Source organism: Phocaeicola sartorii JCM 17136 = DSM 21941 (assembly GCF_054653615.1).
In genome coordinates, this window is the sequence record NZ_BAAIFW010000005.1 from 1,855,772 (window position 1) to 1,873,356 (window position 17,585).

The 17,585-nt window shown below is 45.0% G+C and carries 19 protein-coding genes and 2 pseudogenes; 5 read left to right on the forward strand and 16 right to left on the reverse strand.

Going from position 1 to position 17,585, the window contains the following annotated elements:
• Positions 1–85: 85 nt before the first annotated feature.
• The 9 genes and pseudogenes from ACYQ0C_RS07755 to ACYQ0C_RS07795 all read right to left on the reverse strand — a co-directional run bounded on the left by ACYQ0C_RS07755 (position 86) and on the right by ACYQ0C_RS07795 (position 8,905).
• A complete protein-coding gene (locus ACYQ0C_RS07755) occupies positions 86–1,162 on the reverse strand; it encodes an AAA family ATPase (RefSeq protein ID WP_008766855.1) in 1,077 nt (358 codons plus the stop codon).
• 14 nt (positions 1,163–1,176) lie between these two features.
• Positions 1,177–1,485 carry a DUF3853 family protein gene (locus tag ACYQ0C_RS07760; protein ID WP_004308776.1) on the reverse strand — a complete coding sequence of 103 codons (309 nt, stop codon included), beginning with the start codon at positions 1,483–1,485 and terminating at the stop codon, positions 1,177–1,179.
• 224 nt (positions 1,486–1,709) lie between these two features.
• On the reverse strand, positions 1,710–2,753 hold the full coding sequence (locus tag ACYQ0C_RS07765) for a hypothetical protein (protein WP_004308775.1): 1,044 nt from the start codon (positions 2,751–2,753) through the stop codon (positions 1,710–1,712).
• A gap of 8 nt (positions 2,754–2,761) precedes the next feature.
• Positions 2,762–3,181, reverse strand: a pseudogene (locus tag ACYQ0C_RS07770) (PDDEXK nuclease domain-containing protein); the annotation flags it as partial.
• A 101-nt stretch (positions 3,182–3,282) separates the two neighbouring features.
• Positions 3,283–4,299, reverse strand: coding sequence for a site-specific integrase (locus ACYQ0C_RS07775; RefSeq protein WP_008024684.1), 1,017 nt, complete (start codon positions 4,297–4,299; stop codon positions 3,283–3,285).
• A 5-nt stretch (positions 4,300–4,304) separates the two neighbouring features.
• A complete protein-coding gene (locus tag ACYQ0C_RS07780) occupies positions 4,305–5,258 on the reverse strand; it encodes a tyrosine-type recombinase/integrase (protein ID WP_229091420.1) in 954 nt (317 codons plus the stop codon).
• Positions 5,251–6,504: a site-specific integrase gene (locus ACYQ0C_RS07785; RefSeq protein WP_008024682.1), complete on the reverse strand. Its 1,254-nt coding sequence runs from the start codon at positions 6,502–6,504 to the stop codon at positions 5,251–5,253. The genes ACYQ0C_RS07780 and ACYQ0C_RS07785 overlap by 8 nt, the downstream gene beginning before the upstream one ends.
• Before the next feature lie 172 nt (positions 6,505–6,676).
• Positions 6,677–7,558, reverse strand: a pseudogene (locus ACYQ0C_RS07790) (DUF1016 N-terminal domain-containing protein); the annotation flags it as partial.
• Positions 7,559–7,621: 63 nt separating this feature from the next.
• On the reverse strand, positions 7,622–8,905 hold the full coding sequence (locus ACYQ0C_RS07795; protein WP_004308773.1) for a site-specific integrase: 1,284 nt from the start codon (positions 8,903–8,905) through the stop codon (positions 7,622–7,624).
• Positions 8,906–9,349: 444 nt separating this feature from the next.
• Between ACYQ0C_RS07795 and ACYQ0C_RS07800 the strand changes: the two genes are divergently transcribed.
• The 5 genes from ACYQ0C_RS07800 (at position 9,350) to ACYQ0C_RS07820 (ending at position 12,790) form a co-directional block, all read left to right on the forward strand.
• Positions 9,350–10,579: a site-specific integrase gene (locus ACYQ0C_RS07800; protein ID WP_016276720.1), complete on the forward strand. Its 1,230-nt coding sequence runs from the start codon at positions 9,350–9,352 to the stop codon at positions 10,577–10,579.
• A gap of 672 nt (positions 10,580–11,251) precedes the next feature.
• Positions 11,252–11,785, forward strand: a complete 534-nt coding sequence (locus ACYQ0C_RS07805) for an antirestriction protein ArdA (protein ID WP_016276719.1) — start codon at positions 11,252–11,254, stop codon at positions 11,783–11,785.
• Between the two features lie 52 nt (positions 11,786–11,837).
• Positions 11,838–12,050, forward strand: coding sequence for a hypothetical protein (locus ACYQ0C_RS07810; RefSeq protein ID WP_016276718.1), 213 nt, complete (start codon positions 11,838–11,840; stop codon positions 12,048–12,050).
• Between the two features lie 24 nt (positions 12,051–12,074).
• A complete protein-coding gene (locus tag ACYQ0C_RS07815; protein WP_004329651.1) occupies positions 12,075–12,296 on the forward strand; it encodes a DUF3873 domain-containing protein in 222 nt (73 codons plus the stop codon).
• 11 nt (positions 12,297–12,307) lie between these two features.
• Positions 12,308–12,790 carry a DUF7258 domain-containing protein gene (locus tag ACYQ0C_RS07820; protein ID WP_016276717.1) on the forward strand — a complete coding sequence of 161 codons (483 nt, stop codon included), beginning with the start codon at positions 12,308–12,310 and terminating at the stop codon, positions 12,788–12,790.
• A gap of 203 nt (positions 12,791–12,993) precedes the next feature.
• Here the strand turns inward: ACYQ0C_RS07820 and ACYQ0C_RS07825 are convergent, their stop codons facing one another.
• From ACYQ0C_RS07825 to traK, 7 genes are read right to left on the reverse strand one after another with little or no spacing between them, the layout of a single operon-like run.
• Positions 12,994–13,314: a hypothetical protein gene (locus ACYQ0C_RS07825; protein WP_016276716.1), complete on the reverse strand. Its 321-nt coding sequence runs from the start codon at positions 13,312–13,314 to the stop codon at positions 12,994–12,996.
• 6 nt (positions 13,315–13,320) lie between these two features.
• On the reverse strand, positions 13,321–13,785 hold the full coding sequence (locus tag ACYQ0C_RS07830) for a DUF3872 domain-containing protein (protein ID WP_128812181.1): 465 nt from the start codon (positions 13,783–13,785) through the stop codon (positions 13,321–13,323).
• 13 nt (positions 13,786–13,798) lie between these two features.
• Positions 13,799–14,380, reverse strand: a complete 582-nt coding sequence (locus tag ACYQ0C_RS07835; RefSeq protein ID WP_016276714.1) for a conjugal transfer protein TraO — start codon at positions 14,378–14,380, stop codon at positions 13,799–13,801.
• A gap of 3 nt (positions 14,381–14,383) precedes the next feature.
• Complete coding sequence (traN, locus tag ACYQ0C_RS07840) at positions 14,384–15,319, reverse strand: conjugative transposon protein TraN (protein WP_016276713.1); 936 nt, start codon at positions 15,317–15,319, stop codon at positions 14,384–14,386.
• A gap of 33 nt (positions 15,320–15,352) precedes the next feature.
• Positions 15,353–16,669, reverse strand: a complete 1,317-nt coding sequence (gene traM, locus ACYQ0C_RS07845) for a conjugative transposon protein TraM (protein ID WP_016276712.1) — start codon at positions 16,667–16,669, stop codon at positions 15,353–15,355.
• Entirely contained in the window at positions 16,647–16,943 is a 297-nt protein-coding gene (locus tag ACYQ0C_RS07850; protein WP_016276711.1) for a TraL conjugative transposon family protein, read from the reverse strand. The genes traM and ACYQ0C_RS07850 overlap by 23 nt, the downstream gene beginning before the upstream one ends.
• Positions 16,944–16,947: 4 nt before the next feature.
• Positions 16,948–17,571 carry a conjugative transposon protein TraK gene (gene traK, locus ACYQ0C_RS07855; RefSeq protein ID WP_004309966.1) on the reverse strand — a complete coding sequence of 208 codons (624 nt, stop codon included), beginning with the start codon at positions 17,569–17,571 and terminating at the stop codon, positions 16,948–16,950.
• Positions 17,572–17,585: the final 14 nt, after the last annotated feature.

Consider the following 17,585-nt stretch of genomic DNA (forward strand, 5'->3'; position numbering starts at 1 on the left):
GATTTAGTCCCATTCCCCAAGCACTTCACTATATTCCTAATATATACACCCCGAGAATAAAGTGAAGTGATTGCAGGGAAATGGGCTAATAGTGGAAGTCAGGCATGAATGTGTATTTTCTGCCTGTCTCCTGCACTATCATCCGTTTGTTGCGGAGCATGGTGATGAGCGATACCGCCTTTTTATGGTTCAGCTTTACACCCACTGACATATAGGTCTTGATTAAGGCATCTTCCAGTTCCTTGTAGCCGTATTCCTCTTTCAGCCCGAAAACGGCTTCCAATGCGATACGGTGCTGCTGCTCGGTGATATGCCTGTAAGGGTCGAACTTCTCTTCTTCGGGTCTTCCCGGCTTCTTTGTTTCAGGTTTGTATCCCTCAATGAGTTCGGGAAGGGCTTTGTCGTTGATACGGAATGCGAAAGGCTCAAAGTCCATTGCCCGGATGTGAATGGCTGAAACATGGCTGATGTCACCGTTGCCCTTGTCCTTTTCTACCTGCAATACGGTTTCCGCCTTGTTGTTCAACTCCGTACCAATGTGCCCTCTTGCGTTCTCATCCCCTTTGTTCTGATGCAGTATCGTATGGATATGTATCTGCCTGTCGTCCGTCCACTGCATCAGCTTGGATATGATGCGTGTTGATTCACTGGGGCTGTTGATGTCATACACCATATCCCGTATGCCGTCTATAATTACAAGACCGATTTCGGGTGTATTGTAAATAGCCTGTTCCACAATCCTGATACGCTGCTCAGGCGTGTATTTTCTTAAGGCAAGAAATTCAAGATTCTCATTGTCCCTATCATCTGGCAAACCAGCCATTCGCAAAATGCGCGTCATGACTTTCAGACAATGGTAAGGGCTTTGCTCTGTATCAACATAAAGCACTTTCCGCTTATCTTCAGGCAGTTCAGCCACATACCGCAGCACTGTGCCGTTCTTCAATGCAGCGGCTACGATAGCCGATACATTGAACGTTTTTTTACTTTTGGCTTTGCCGATGGATGCGCTGAAATTACCCAATGTCCCAATGACAGAATCATGTACTTTAAGGATTTCAGGTGCTTTCTCATAACTTTTCGACAGGCTCAAACGTGAGGCTTGCCAAAGGATTATGGCTTCTTCAGCCGATATTTCCTTAGTCTCTTTCATATAGTCCATAGCCATGCCTCCCGTTATTTCCGTCCTCCTGTTTTCTTTCCAGCCAGTTCAAGGGCAAGCTCAACATCCACGATAATCTTACGTCCTATCTGAGTGATTGCCTTGTCAATCTTTCCGCTTTTCTTGATACGGTTGGCGGTGGGTAGGCTGCACCCGAACAGTTTGGCTATGCCCAGTATTCCGTACACATATTTTCTTTCTGTGTCTGTAATGGGCTGTGGCTGCGTTTCCGTTTGACGGGAAGCGTGCTTACTTAGGAATATGAACTCTTCACCTGTCATCTGCCAGACGGGTTTTGATAATAATTCTTGAAGATTTTTCATCGTTCAATCTATTTAGTCGTTTAACAATCAGCCCTGCGCACTGGCTGTTATCTCTGTTCTCGAACGATGCAAAATTAGGTAGGGTTGTAAGTGGTAAGGATGTGGTTGATATAAATGGAATATCTTGTTATTTATCTGAATATCAGATAATAAAAATACCACTCAAAAATTTAATTTGAGTGGTAAAAGTGGTTGTTTCGTAAAATGTCAGGGCATATCACAGATTATCGGAATATACCATCCATTTCTTTGGCAAATTTCCGGTTGCTGTCACTGGGGAAATCGGAAACAGGCTCTTTGTACTTTGACTTGTAGTAGCTTTCCTCAATATCCAATATTTTCAGGATATTCCTCTTCCAATTCTCCCTGTCCTGTTTGGGCAGTTTTTCGCTCATCAGGAATATCAGATAGCAGGTACGTATTTTTTCTCTCGGTCTGATTTGGGGTTTGGTGTCGCTTGGTAGCAGGTTCATGCAGGTATAGAAATCATGTTCGGAAATATTCTCGAACTGTTCTCCCACGCAGGTTACATGAATGAGCGAAAGCAGTTCCATATTGAAATACTCAGTCTGTTTCGTTCCCAGCACTTCTTCCTGTATGTTGGGGGCATTTGGTTCTTGTTCGGCTGGCTCTTCCGGCTCGTTTGTTTCATCAAATACATATTTCGCCAATGTCTCTTTGAGGTGGCAGCCCAGCCGATAGATTTCATTGAAACGGCTTTTTGCATATTGCAGGGCTTTCTCTCTGGTCTGTTTTTGCAGATCGTAGAGTTCGGTCAGCTTGTTTTTTTTCTCCTCGTATTCATCTTTGCACCGTTCATATTCCATTTCCGCACGCTTTTCATCCTCTGCAGTGTGTTCCCGATAACCTATGGAATCGTATCGGTGGTATGCTTCGTTTAGCGGAGCATGGAGCTTGGTCGTCTTGTATTGCTGTTCTTCTATGGCTTCTTTATAGATTTCTGAAACTCGGAAGCAGATATTGTAAACGGTCTGTTCATCCGGCATACATCCTTTCTTGTAATAACTTATGTTTTCGCATACTTCCTTTTTCAGGCTATTCAGAATCAGTGTGTATTGCTCCTGTGGAAGATGAAACACCAGTTCAAGAATGGCTGTTTCAAGAACCGTTACATCATTGTAGTCCAGATAGAACTTGGTAATGAATTTCTGCTTTTCAAAAGAGAAACCTTTATTATCAAACCAGTCTTTATATATTCTGTTCAATTCTCCGTATCGGGGAATCAGCGTTGTAATTACATCTTTCATGGACGCAACTATTTTTGAGTGTTATTGTCTTTGTCAAGGAAAGAGGCCAGTTCTTCTTCCACTTCTTCCACGCTGGGCAACGCTGATTTCAGTTTCTCGGGAATCGCTTTGCTCAATTGGTAATCGCTGATGCCGATGGGCTGGTCATAGCCTGTCAATGCGTATTGTGCCACAACTTCGTCTTTTCCCTTGCATAGCAACAACCCGATAGTCTTGTTGTCATTCTCTCCCCTCAGTTTATCATCCACCACATTGATGTAGAAGTTCAGTTGTCCTGCATACTCCGGTTTGAATGGGGTAGCCTTTAATTCTACCACGATATATGCGTGCAACGGAATGGAATATAGAATCAGGTCGGCAAAGAAATCGCTGTTTCCGACTTGGAAGTGCTTCTGCCGGGCAACGAAGGCAAAACCGTTGCCCATTTCTTATGCCAACAAATTTATTATGCAAAGTGACTTAAACTAAATCACAGCTACAAAAGTAATTATAAAAAGATTTATCTCCATCACTTTGCATAATATTTTCATCAGAAAGACTTTAAAAAATCCATTAACTTTTCATTTCCTTGCCACATAGGTTTAGTATCCACCTCCTGAACAACTTTAATATAAGCTTTTTCTATAGCCTCCCGTTTCACTTTTGAGTCCGCTCTTGCATAAATTTCTGTAGTTTGCACATTCACGTGCCCCAAAATATCTCTAATATAAACTAAGTTAACCCCAGCTTGTAACAGATGCATTGCCTTACTATGCCTAAGACTATGACAGCTTATTTTCCCCTTCATTAACGTGGGATGAAGTAGCTTTGCCTTTTTGATGTATCTATCCAGTATATTCGCCACCCCTGCTCTTGTCAGCTTTTCGCCCCAACAGTTTGTAAATAGCGGATGTTGTAGACATTCTGATCTCAACAATCCATTCTCTTTCATATATATTTTCAGTATATCCAACTGTTCTTCAAGCATTGGTACAACTCTATTTTTATTCCCTTTTCCCGTGATTATTACAGTATATGGTTCATCTAATCGAACACATTGCGGAGTTAGGCTTATTACTTCTGACACTCTACACGCTGTATCATACATAAGTGACAATAACGCCAGATCCCTACGACCTTTAGGTTTGGTCGTATCTGGTTGTTGCAGAAGAATCTTCATCTCTTCTACCGTTAGATAGTTCATAATAGGCTTGACACTCTTTTTATTATTTATAGCCATTATTTCTTGATATTCGTATAGATGGTCTGAACTCTGATATTGGAGGTACTTAAAAAATGATTGTATGGCAGCAAGGCGAAGATTACGTGTTGATGTACAGCAACTTCTTTTTGTTTCCAACCAATCAAGGAAGGACAAGATATTCTCTTTTGTTATACTTTCCATTGTCAGTTTTTCAGCTTTTACACCTTTACTTTCCATGTATACCAGATATAAGGTAAATGTGTCCCTGTATGAATGGATCGTATTAGTACTTGCTCCTCTTTCATGGGGCAAATACCGGAGAAGGAAGTCTGTTAGATATTTTGAAAAATTTGTAGGTTTCATAAATGTCACATTTTAGGGAAAATATCAAAACCAATGATATCTATTTTTCTAATTAATTCGGGATACATCTCTGACGTAAGCCGAACATAGTTATTCGTCGCCCGCAAAGATTGATGTCCAAGGTAAGTTGATAGGATCGGCAAAGAACAATATAAATCCATACCTTCTTCAGCCATTTTAGCAAGAGAGTGAACGGCAAATGTATGTCTCAAGTCATGCAGACGTATGCGGTCTTTGGGAATGTTTGCTTGAATGAGTATTTTGCAAAATCGACGATATATGCTATCCCTGTCACAAGCCCTTCCTTTAAGTGTGATAAAAAAGGGAGTAGTATCTGATATCTTTACGGGTAATCTGTTTCTATGTACAACATAATCTTTAAGAACCTCTGCTAAAGAAGTGGAAAATGGGACAATCCTGTCTTTGCCGTTTTTTGTATCTCGTAAAATGAAGTATTCTTCCTCAAGATTAATATCTTCATTGAGCAGAGACAAGGCTTCACCTATGCGTATTCCTGTTCCGTATAACATGCGAAGCAGTGAAGGCATTATAAAAAAAGAGGATCTCATATCATTATTTCCACTTTGCATATTATCACATGTCGTAAAAATTCGTTCTATCTCTTTTGATGAAAAGATATGAGGGATAAAGGTATTTCTCAATGACGGGGTTCTTGGTATATATGAGCGGATTCCTTTTTTGTTAAGAAACGAAGAGAAAGCACCTAAAATATAGCACCTACGATAATGGTAACTATTGGATTCATTGTCACGTTCCTTGCACCATGCATCTGACAACTCCTTGGTAATACCTATTGCAGTCTCATTTCTTTCAATAGTAAATCTATCAAATAAAGTCAGGACAAACTCTCCCCCAATATACTTAAATCCCATACTGCGCTTCAAGCTCACAAACTCTCTTATCAATGAGGCGTAAATGCCTTTAAAATTTCTATTCATAAAAATAGCCTCCTTTCTGGGTATAAAAGTTTTCACATACAGGTGATACATCAAGGGAGCATTTTTTCAGTGATTGGATATCTATTCTTAGATAATAACTTGTTGATTCCGTGTTCTCATGCCCTAAAACTTCGCTTATAACAGGGAGCTTTACCTGCTCTTCTAAAAGAAGTGTCGCTAAGGAATGTCGAAGGGCATGTGCGCCATGATGCTTGTTCTTTATATTTACGTTGGCTTTAAGAAAATATTTCTTGGCTATCTGGGATATGACCGGTTGGTTTATGTGAGTATAGGGAGAACGTGCCAAGAGAAATATATATGATGACTGGGACTTTGGACGTCCATACCGTAGATATTCAATAATAGCATTGCCTATTTCCGGTAGAAGTGGCAGTTCTAATTCCTTATTTGTTTTATGCTGGATTAAACGTATGGCATTATCCTCCCACAATATATTTTCAAACTTTAAATTTGCTATATCAGAAGCCCTCAAACCAAGCATTGTGGCTAATAGAATAATTGAGTAATTACGTTTTCCTGTAGTCGTACTTCTATCCACAGAAGACACTATCTTTTTTATTTCTTCAGAAGTGTAAGCTGACGGTAGCTTAGGCTGTTTCTTATAATTATCTTTTGGAATAAATGCCGCTAAATCCATATCTATAATTTTGTGTTCATATAGATATCGGAAAAAGTTACGTAGAATATGGATGGATATACTTGCTACAGATTTATATTTAGTACCAATGGTATTAAGATATTTAATGATGTGGGTAATCTCAACTTGTTCTATGGAGGCTACTTTTGCAGATGTTAGAAAATCAAGGAAACGATGGAATATTTGTTTGTGATTGTAGATAGTGTGTCCGGACAAGCGTTCTTGACTTCGAGATAATATATATTGCATCATCAAACTGCCAATCTCTCCTTTCAATTCTACCGGAACTTTTCTTGGAATAACTTGGCCTGTAATGAGGTAATTTTTCAGGAGTAAGATAGCGGATAAAAATTTCTTGTCACCAGATTTTAATGAAGTTAAATCTTTAGAACCATAAAGAGAAGATAAAAAATCATCGCAGACTTTAGGGGTGAGGGAATGCAAATCATTGTTCTCCATGAACTGCCTTAATTGATTCCATTTCCATGCATAGCCTTCCAATGTACTATCTGTACGAGAAAAATCCTCTTTTAAGATTTTCAGCATAGAGGATGTGACTGCTTCAAAAGTTGTTGAGTGATCATTCATACGTCATTAATTTAAGTTGTGGCAATATCACCGCACTTAAATTAATGAAATTCTTATGTAAAGAAATAAATGATTATATTTTTATAATTACTTTTGTAGCTGCGATTTAGTTTAAGTCACTTTGCATAATAAATTTGTTGGCATAAGAATTATTATGTAAAGGTTTGCATAACATTTCCAACAGGTAGCGGGTAACGTGTTTCACCAGCTGTTCTTCAATATCCCTTTCGTCTGCTTTTTCTTTGGCTCCTGCCAAATCAAAGATGTACGGGTCTTTGAGTAGGTAATTGGCAAGGTCGCTTTGTGGAGCCGGAAGTGTGGTCGTGAAATTGTTTACCTTGTTGTTGCTGATTTGTCGGCTATACAAATCACTGTCAATTTGCATTTTCAATACATTGCTGCTCCATCCCATTTCCACAGACTGCTTCATGTACCAGTAGCTTAGACCTAAAGGTAGCGAACTGTCAAGTATAGTCATTTGGCTTGTCCAGTTTATTTTGGCTATAGGAGAGGTCAAGAAAACTTCTTCTATTTCCCTGATTCCCATCCTGTAAATGGCAGACACGGTTTTTCCCACATCTTCAAATTGCGCAGGAACTTCCTGCGTAATTGCTAATGATTGACAATCAATCGATTGCATTTGCGCAGTAAGTTCCTGCGTAAATTGCTTGTCATTCAGTTTTAATACTTCATTGGTCACACTCTGTATGGTTGGGACAGACAGGCTTGCATCTGTTTCTATGAAACTTTGCAACGCTCTTAAAGGATATGCTTTTGCAAACTGGCACATATAGGTAAGGTTACGTTCCGAATAGCCTTTCTTTTCAGGGTAATGCAGTCGGATAGCCTTTGCCAACTGCTTGATGATTTTGCTTCCCCATCCGTGCAGCTGCTGGTGATAAAGGATGTAATTGCCTATCTTCCAGTAATGGAACAGCATTTGTGCATTGGCTGCAACAATCAGCCTTACTTGTGCCTGTTCTATTTCCGAACCGACCGCTTGTATGAATGCATCAAAATTCGTTTTCTCTATGTTGGATTCCTTGTTGCTCATATTGTGATGATAATTTCTACAAATATAGTCATTGGTAACTATCTATGAAACTGTTTGATACTTTTATAGTTGATTAAACTTGTTCATGGCATTTGCCTTAATATCATCCGCTATGTCAATGTAGGGTTTCATAGCTTTGTAGTCGCTGTGTCCCGTCCATTTCATGACCACCTGTGCCGGGATTCCGAGAGCCAGCGCATTGCAGATGAATGTCCTTCTTCCTGCATGGGTACTGAGCAAAGCGTATTTGGGTGTGACTTCATCAATACGTTCATTTCCCTTGTAGTAGGTTTCCCGTACAGGCTCGTTGATTTCTGCCAGTTCGCCCAGCTCTTTCAGGTAATCGTTCATCTTCTGGTTGCTGATGACGGGCAGAGCCATGTAATTCTCGAAATGGATGTCCTTGTATTTGTCCAGTATGGCTTTGCTGTATTTGTTCAGTTCAATCGTCAGGCTGTCGGCAGTCTTGACTGTGGTTATTTCGATGTGGTCGGACTTCACATCGCTTCTTTTCAGATTGCGAACATCCGAATACCGCAAACTCGTAAAGCAGCAGAACAGGAAAACATCACGCACACGTTCCAGGTATTGCTTATCCTTGGGTATCTGGTAGTCTTTCAGCTTGTTCAGTTCATCCCAAGTCAGGAAGATTACTTTTTTCGAGGTGGTTTTCAGTTTCGGTTTGAACGTATCGTATGCAATGTTCTGATGATGTCCTTTCTTGAAGCTCCAGCGCAGGAACCATTTGAGGAATCCCATTTGCTTGCCGATGGTGCTGTTTCTCATATCCTTGGTGTCACGCAGGAAGTTGACGTATTCGTTCAATCCAAACTCGTTGAAATAGTTGAACGTTGCATCCTCCTTGAACTCTTTGAGGTGGTTCCTCACTGCTGCAAATTTTTCATAGGTGGATGCCGTCCAGTTATTCTGGTTACCGCACTCTTTTACAAACTCATCGAACACCTCCCAAAAGCTGACAGGGGCTTCTTCCGGCTGTTCTTCGCTGGTGTCTTTCATTCTCATGTTGAAAGCTTCCTTCAACTGTTGGGTCGTTGGCATGACCTCCTGCACCTCAAATTCCTTGAAAATATTCTGGATTTCGGCATAGTATTTCAGCAAGTCCGTATTGATTTCGGCTGCACTTTGCTTTAGCTTGTTGGTACATCCGTTCTTTACCCGCTGCTTATCTGCATCCCATTTGGCTACGTCAATCCGGTAGCCCGTTGTAAACTCGATGCGTTGGCTGGCAAAGATGACACGCATACGGATGGGTACGTTCTCTACGATTGGCACACCGTTCTTTTTCCGGCTCTCCAATGCAAAAATGATGTTGCGCTTGATATTCATAATTGGGTGCGTTTGAAATTCTACACCCAAATATACACCCAATTATTGAGATAGCAAAAGACATTTAGAAACATTTACTTTTACTCTATATTGTAATTTACACTTGATTATCAGTCGTTTGCAGTTTTATGATATTCTGTGAAAGTATAAGTTCGAGAGCCTCTCTCTCCGCTGAACGTGCTGGACAGAAATGGTCAGCAAACGGACAAAAAGCTACAAATCAATGATTTGTGGCTTTTTTTATTGCCCAAAAGTCCTGCTTCCAAGACTTCAAAAGTACGGTAAAAGACAAAGTTTCGTTACTAAATCGTTACCTATTCCCTGCCGGACAAAAACGGTAACGATTTGTCCACAAATGACCTGATAATGACTTGATTAGTCCATAGTCTGCATAACTCGAAAACGAGAGGTGAAAATTAATTTTGCAACTAAAAAAAGTGAGTTATGAAATCGACATTCAAGGTTCTTTTTTATTTGAAGAAAGGTTCTGAAAAGAAAAACGGCGAGGTTATGATTATGGCACGCATCACCATAGACGGCAAACTTTGCCAGTTCAGTACGAAACAGAGCATCCAGCCCGACAACTGGAACACGGCTGCGGGCAAAGCCAAAGGCAGGGATGCCGGGAGGATAAACGCCCTTTTGGACGACATACGTTCTTCCCTGAACACCATTTACCACGAAATGCAGCGGCGTGACAATTACGTGACCGCCGAGAAAGTGAAGAACGAGTTTTTAGGTCATAGCGAGAGCCACGAAACAATCCTTTCGTTGTTCCAAAAGCACAATGACGATGTGAAGCAGCTTGTGGGCATATCCAAGACGATAGCGACCTACCGCAAGTATGAAGTGACCCGCCGCCACCTCGCCGAATTTATCCAAAGCAAGTACAACGTATCGGACATATCCATAAAGGAGATTACCCCGATGTTCATTACCGATTTTGAGTTGTATTTGCGTACCGCCTGCAAGTGCGGCTACAACACCACCGCCAAGTTCATGCAGTTCTTCAAGCGTATCATCATCATCGCCCGCAACAACGGCATACTGGTGGGCGACCCGTTCGCCAGCTACAAAATCCGGCTGGAAAAAGTGGACAGGGGTTATCTGACAGAGGACGAGATAAAAATCATCCTTAAAAAGAAAATGGTTTCCGAGCGGCTGGAACACGTCAGGGACTTGTTCGTCTTTTCCTGTTTCTGCGGTCTGGCTTACAGCGATGTCGCCAACTTGCGGCAGGAGAATATCCAAAAGTCATTTGACGGCAACCTTTGGATAATCACCAAGCGGCAAAAGACGAATACGGACGTGAATGTCCCCCTGCTGGATATTCCCAAGATGATTTTGAAGAAGTACAAGGGCAAGTTGCCGGACGGCAAGATACTTCCCGTAATCAGCAATCAGAAACTAAACGCCTACCTGAAAGAGATTGCCGATATATGCGGTATTAAAAAGAATTTGACATTTCACCTTGCGAGGCACACGTTCGCAACGACCACCACGCTGTCAAAGGGCGTACCCATTGAAACAGTGTCCAAGATGCTGGGACACACCAATATCGAAACGACCCAAATTTACGCCCGCATCACCAACAGCAAGATAGGCAGCGATATGCAAGGGCTTGACAAGAAGTTTGTCGGCATCGAGAAAATTTACAAGGAAGTCGCCATGTAAATTTTCAGTTACCTATATACCGTTGGTAACAAAACAGGTAACGATTTCGGTAACGAAATTCCACCTAACAACCTATATCCCAATAAAGTACATTCTTTCACCTTGCGGGCAGTCCACCGACTACCCGCATTTTTTATATCCTTTTCCAACTGGCACATTCCCCGAAACGCCAGCCGTGCGTGGCATGGCTGACTGTATTCCGTGAAAAGAGCCGTTGGAAACCCGCACAAGCGTACCGCAAGATAAACTTGCCATACCCTTGCCTTTCCCGCCCGCATGGAGTGTTCCCTAAAAGACGAAAGGGAACAGGCACTTTTCCCCTGTTTCCCTATCTGTAAATCTTCCTCATTATGCAGTCCCCCAGCCGGGACAGTCGTTTTTATCATTTCAATAGGCAAAGGTAGCTACGGGGGCTTTTGGCTCTGCAAATTGGGTTTCATCGAAAAAAATTGTTCCAGCTTCCCGTTGGTCGGAAAAAATTTTTGTCGGAAAAATTTGCATAGCAAGACCCCTTCACAAACCAGCCTATGTGAAACGAAAACGACCGACCCGACCGGAAGACGCATAAAAAAAAAGTCGGATTTACGGGAAACAGGAAAAAAGTTCAGTGAAACTTCAACTCCCTCACCTCTCAAATCCGCATAAAATTAAAAACTTAAAAATTACAGCAATATGGAAGCAACGAAATTATCAGCAGCAAGCGTTTATGTAGGCACTTATGCCAAGTACAACAACGGTTCTTTGTTTGGGGCATGGCTCGACCTTTCGGACTACTCGGACAAGGAGGAATTTTACGAAGCCTGCCGGGAACTGCACAAGGACGAGGAAGATGCGGAATACATGTTTCAGGACTGGGAGAACGTGCCGGAGGGCTTAATCGGCGAAAGCTGGATTTCTGAAAACTTCTTCACCCTGCGTGATGCGGTGGAGGATTTGAGCGACACCGAGCAGGAAGCCTTTTTCGTGTGGTGCAACTACAAAAGCCATGATTTGAGCGAGGAAGATGCGGACGACCTTGTACGTGATTTCCGGGACGAGTATCAGGGGGAATATGACGATGAAGAAGATTTCGCCTATGAAATTATAGAAGAATGTTACGACCTGCCGGAGTTCGCAAAGACCTATTTCGATTATGAAAAGTTTGCCCGTGACCTGTTCATGTGCGATTACTGGTTTGATGACGGCTTTGTGTTCCGGGCGGCATAACAACCAATCCGGGCGGGGTGTCAAAGCCCTGCCCGCTAAAAACAACCAAGCGATGAAACGGAAAAGCATTTATAAAATCCTTTGGCGGGCGTTCCTGCTCTGCCTTGCATGGCGGTTCACCAGCGTAGCCGGAGCAGGCACGGCGATAACGGCATATATCGTATTTCGTGCCGCCTGTTTCCTGCTCCGTGTCTGCCTTTCAGCCCTTTATGCGCTGGGCATGGCTCTGCTTTTCCTGCTGTTGCTTTCTTTACTGATATTATAACGACCATTAAAAAAATAGAACATCATGCAGTCACTTAACAAAAACGGGGTAAGCATAACCCAAACACCGGGAGAAGAAAAGTTCGTGAAATGCTGTTTAGGGGCTTTCAGGGGACAAATTTATTATCAATATGACTACCGCCACACGGACGGCGAACTTTTCAGCACGGTAGCCAAAACGCTGGACGAGTGCCGCCGCAGGCGTGACGAATGGGTAGCGAAGAAGAACGGAGTAATAAACAAGTAAATTTTAGGGACATGAAAACAACAGAAGTAAACAAGGAGCTTATCGGCAGGCGTTGCGAGTGCATTTTTACGGGCTTAATGGTAACGGGCGTTATCGAGGGCATCCAAGACGACCAGCATTCCATAGCGGTCAAAGTCCGTTTCGACCACCCGCACCAGTGGGGCGATGATTTGTATAATGATGTGTGGGCGTGGGGGCGCAAAACTGACGAGTTCGGCACGCTGCACCATTTGCAACTGTTAGAGGACAAACCGGACTTTCAGATAATGACGGTAGTTTTCGGCGAGCCAATCAGCCGGATAGACCGCAGTGTTTTTGAAGATGTTGCAACGTGGGGTGTCTGTTCCCTGCAAGGCTGGGTAAACAGCTACGAGAGTGTCCGGTTTGTTGCCATAAACGACCATACGGCAATCATCACGGGCGAATATAACATGGAACAGGTAAAGGTGTGGTTAGAGAAATACACGTCCATAAAGAGCCTTAAAACCAGTTGATAGAAAACGGCGGCTGCTTGCCGCCGTTACTTTCTTCCGTGAGCCTGCCAGCGGGTGAAGAAAGTAACAAAGAAGCCTTTCGTTTTCCCTATCATGGAAACAGCCCGCCGATGCTTCCCGGCGGGCTGTCTGCCCGATATTTACGCTTTGCGTATCATTCCATACCCGGTTTCCCAAGAGGATGATAAAAACGGATGTCGCAACTATAAATCCTCATAGTGAATAAATTTTACACTAAGTATGCACACGGTTTCTTCTTCCTCGATGTCATATTTCCATGTCCGCTTAGTGACAAGCATTTCCGTGTCGCAATCGAACCATACCATTACGGGCGCATCATCTTCTTCGTCCGCCCATTTGAAAACCTGATTGGACGGTATTTTCCACAATTCAGCACTGTCACGTTCGGAAATGCAGTCCTTATCCACTATGATGATGTCACCTACTGCCGGAACTATATCCGTTTCCAACGTGGTTTCTATATACCACGAGATACCTTTTATATCCAATTCTATTTTTACCATGTCATTTTATTGTTTAGGGGTTATCGTTTCCGTTTCTTCCTTGCTGTTGTCATTATTGAACGATAGCGAAAGTTGCTGCACCTGCCCGAAGCTGTCGATGATATAAATGTCAATCCTCTGCTGGTCTGTCGATGCCGAGGTGTAATAGAGCCTGAACGTTTCTTTTTCCAGCGGGTACAGGTCATTGGGCAGGAACACCGTGCCGTTATCCATTTCCAGCTTCCCTTTGCCGTCCGGCTGGAAGTACCGTATCTGATAGGTTGTCGGCTGGTAATAGCCGCCACGCACCAACTGGCAGCGTATTTCGGCGGTTTCCCCGACTTTCAGCCTTTTGGGTACTGGCATCGTTTCGATGCTGAACGGGTATGCCTGCTGAATATCCAAGTTGTCATTACAGGCGGTGACAAGTACAAGGGCGGCCACGATGTAGCAGCCCATGATGATTTTATACATTACATTCTTCATATACATTATTATATAGCGGTCAGTTGATAATGAATTTCAGTCCCAAAGATACCTGCGTGTGGAACTTGCCGATGTCCGAGCCGAACAACGCCCGTTCCCTTGCGTTCAACAGCAGAGCCACCCGGTCGGTCAGGTAGGTTTCCAGTTCCAGCGTCAGCGCACCGCCGTAAATGAAGCAGTCCTTATCCAGCAAGGTAGAGCCGTCCGGCAGCAGCTTTTCGCTTCGGTTGCTTGTTTCGTACCCGGCGAGAGCCGACAAGCCCAATGAAAGGAAAAAGGTCTTTCGTCTGTCCGATAGGAATTTCAGGTAATAGCCGCCCTCTGCGGTGAACTGTTCTACGGGTATCTGCATATCCTTGTAGTCATACTTCTTGTGCAGGTATTCCCCGCCAATCACCCAGCGGTTGGCGTTCTTGGTGTAAACGCTGTACGCCGCCCCGATGTGGTAGGCGAAATCACTGCCAGCGTTCCAATGCACCCCGTCCGCCATGCCCGCCGTGACCTGCAAGCCTTTCATGCCCGGCAGGTATCTTTGTGCGTGTGCCTGAAACGAGGTCAGGCACAGCGCAAAGAGCATCATTATAAAGATGTGTCTTTTCATTCCCTATTTGATTTTGAGTTCGTCAATCACTTCTGCGTTCACGATGTCGGCGTTCTCCACCCGTATGGTCTGATGCCGCCCGCCGTTCTTCTCGTAGAGTTCCACGACCAGCAGCTTGTCGTCAGGAATGGTGAACTTCGGCAGGGCGTACACCGTGCGCACGGTACTTTTTCCTGCAATCTCTATCACCTCGTTGTAGCTACGTACCGCATCCAGCACCGTTTCCTGAATAGCCGTGCGCTTGGGCACTTTCTTATCGACTATCTTAAACTTGATGAAGTCGGTATCGAAAGGCACGTTGGAACTGTTCTTCGTCTGCGTGTGCACGTAGAGCATCCCGTTATAGGTGTAAATCCCCTTGATTAAGAACTGTATTCCGAAACGCTTGCTGCCCAAGTGGCGCACTTTCCGGTCATTGTTCTTGTAGATGCTCTGCATTATCAGCTTCACCAACAGCGGGCTTTCATTACCTAATTCCCGGAAATAGATGTTCATGCGGGTATGTGAGAAATCGGACGTATCTTCATTCTCCAAGAAGTCTTTCATTTCGATGTTGAGCATTTCCGGTTCACGGGCGTACTTGGCGTTGAATGAAAAGAAACTCCCGTCCTCGCAGATAACGGAGAAGTTCGTTTCTCCCGGAAAGCCCTCTGTCGTGGCTTTCACCCGGATTACGTTCTCCGCACCGTCAGCCTTGCCCGCTATGATGTGGTTGCTTCCCAAATCGACATAGCGGACGGCGGCGGGGAAGATGATATGCACCGTCTTGGCAAAGGTCACTTCCACGCCGTAGGGCGTTACCATTTGTCGGTACGGGAGTTTCCGGGTAATTCCCCGGTACAAGTCGTTGCCAGCCGCATACTTCACGGTGTCGGTTTCCTGTGCGTTTGCCGCACACACGCCCAGCAAGAGGGCGAACATTACAAAAATCTGTTTCATTGTTAATTAAAATTTTAGTGGTTGATAAAATGGTTATTGTTGTTTGGCGTAAAGCATCACCTTGTACCCGGCTTTCAGCTTCACTTTCACGGTTCGGAACTTCTTGGCGAGGTAGCCGGACGTTCCTTGCAGCAATCCCCTTGTCACGTCCATAGCCACCTGCTGCCCGGCACTTTGGGCAAAGGAAATGCTTGTACCCAGCCCGCTTCCGATATTCGCCATAGCTTCGTTGAACGCTTCCTGCTCCATAGAGGACGGGACGGACAGCCCCTTTTGCCCGTCCGTGTCGAACACGGCGAGTTCCACCGGGATGATGTTGCCAGCGTACTCAATCGAGGACACCAGTATGTCGAGCCGTTCGCCCTGCACTTTTGCCGTTCCCGCCACGAGGGTATTCTTCGGCACGACGATGCTGCCCGCCTGCATGGGTTCGAGCAGCCGGAGTTTCACCGCCTGCCCGTCCACCAGCGTTTGGTCTTGGTGGATGCAGGCGGCTACCGTGTTCTTTCCCATAGCGTAGCCCGTGCCTACCGCCGTGTTGAAGCCGTAGTTTCGTGGCTGGCTGTAAGCCCGGATGAAGTCGGCATCGCTCATGGGCTGCTGCAATCCCGATACGGTCGTTTCCCGGATAGCCTGCACCGCCACCGCATCCGGCTTGCGGTCAATGCCGCCCGTTACCGAGACTTGTGCGACTTGTCCCTGCCCGCCGTTCATGTACTTTGCCGCCAGCTCGTAGGACTTTTCCAAGAGTGCCATTTGGTCGTCAGCGGTGGGTGTGGCGTTCTGCTGCTGTTGCAGTCGGTCGGTCAGTTCCGCCACCTGCCGCTTCAAGTCCTCTTTTTCCTCGTCCACAGGGGGCGTTTCGTAGAACGTGCTTAACTGGCGGTTGATGTCCCGGTAAGCGTATGCCGAAGAAGCACCGCCGCCCCTTTGTGGCTGCGCATCTTCTTCCGGCATCAGGTCGATTTCCGCTTGCGGTTCTTCCGTTTCATCGTCCCCCGTGAAACCGAAGTCCTGCAAGGATTGTATCTTGTCCTGCTGTTTGCGGCTTATCATCGCCTGCTCGTAAGCCTTTTGCTTGTCGGCTATAATCCCGTCCTCTGCGGGCAGGGGTATGTCGGCGTTGAAGCCGCCCACGCTCTCCACGTTCACGTCCTCTTTGCCGGAGGGGGCGAATATCAGGTACATGCACCCGGCAAAGGCAAGGAACATCAGCGGGAAGACTATCATTTTCCTGCGCTGCTGCACCTGCTGCGGGGTAAGTTCCCGTTTGGGTTTATCTTCCTTTTTCGGCTTCCCGTCCGCCTGCGGTACGGTCGTGCCGTTCTCATTCTTCTGTACTTCTTCCATATTCCGGTCTGTTTAAGGGGTTGATACTGTTGATTGTGTCATTGCCTTGCAATGGCAGTTGTTTGATATGTTCTATTTGCAGCCGCCTGCCGTCCCGTTTCCCGATGTTGTAGATTGATGAAACGGTGATATAGATAGACAAGCCGCCGAAAAAGAAGAACATCACGAGGATAACCGCCAGCCTTTTGCCCGGCGTAATCCGTCCGCACATTCGGCGCAGGCAGTCGTCCGCCCAGTCCCGCACCTTTTCGATGTAGTTTCGTTTTCTCTCCATAAGGCTACCTCTTAACGGTTTGCAAATCCTTGTTCTCGGTAATGGTGAACGCTTCGATGATGAAGCCGTGCGGGTTGTTGTCGCTCCGTGTGGCGTTGAGCAACCGGCACGAGGTCACAAGGCTTCGCACCGTCAGGCTGCTTTCCCGGACAATCAACTGGCGGGCATACGTGTTCACCTTGTAGGGGTACTGGTCGAAGTCGCACTTCACGCTGTCAATCTCCACCGTCTGCGTGACGTTTCCGGAAATCACCCGGTTATAATACCCTTTTTCCGCCAAGTCCTTGTAATAGTTGAAAGCGGTCTTGTCGGCAAGGAACAGCGAGCGTTTGATGTTGCTTTCGATAGCCCCCTTGTCGGGTGAGAGTGTGAAGAAAAGTTCGTGGAAACGCCGCACGTGCGACTTGGCTTCCACGGGTCTGTTCTGTGCCATGTCCTGCGAGAGTGCCAGCATCAGGCTTTTCCCGTTGTCGAGGACGTATATCTTCTGCCGCTGCTTTTCGGCGAAGCTGTACGAGTTCCACACGGCGAAGCCCGTCACCAGTGCGCACAGGCAGATGAATACCAGTGCGAAGAGCCGGATTTGCCGGAAACTCGTTTCGATGTTCGTTAATGACTTAAATTCCATATTTTATAAATTGA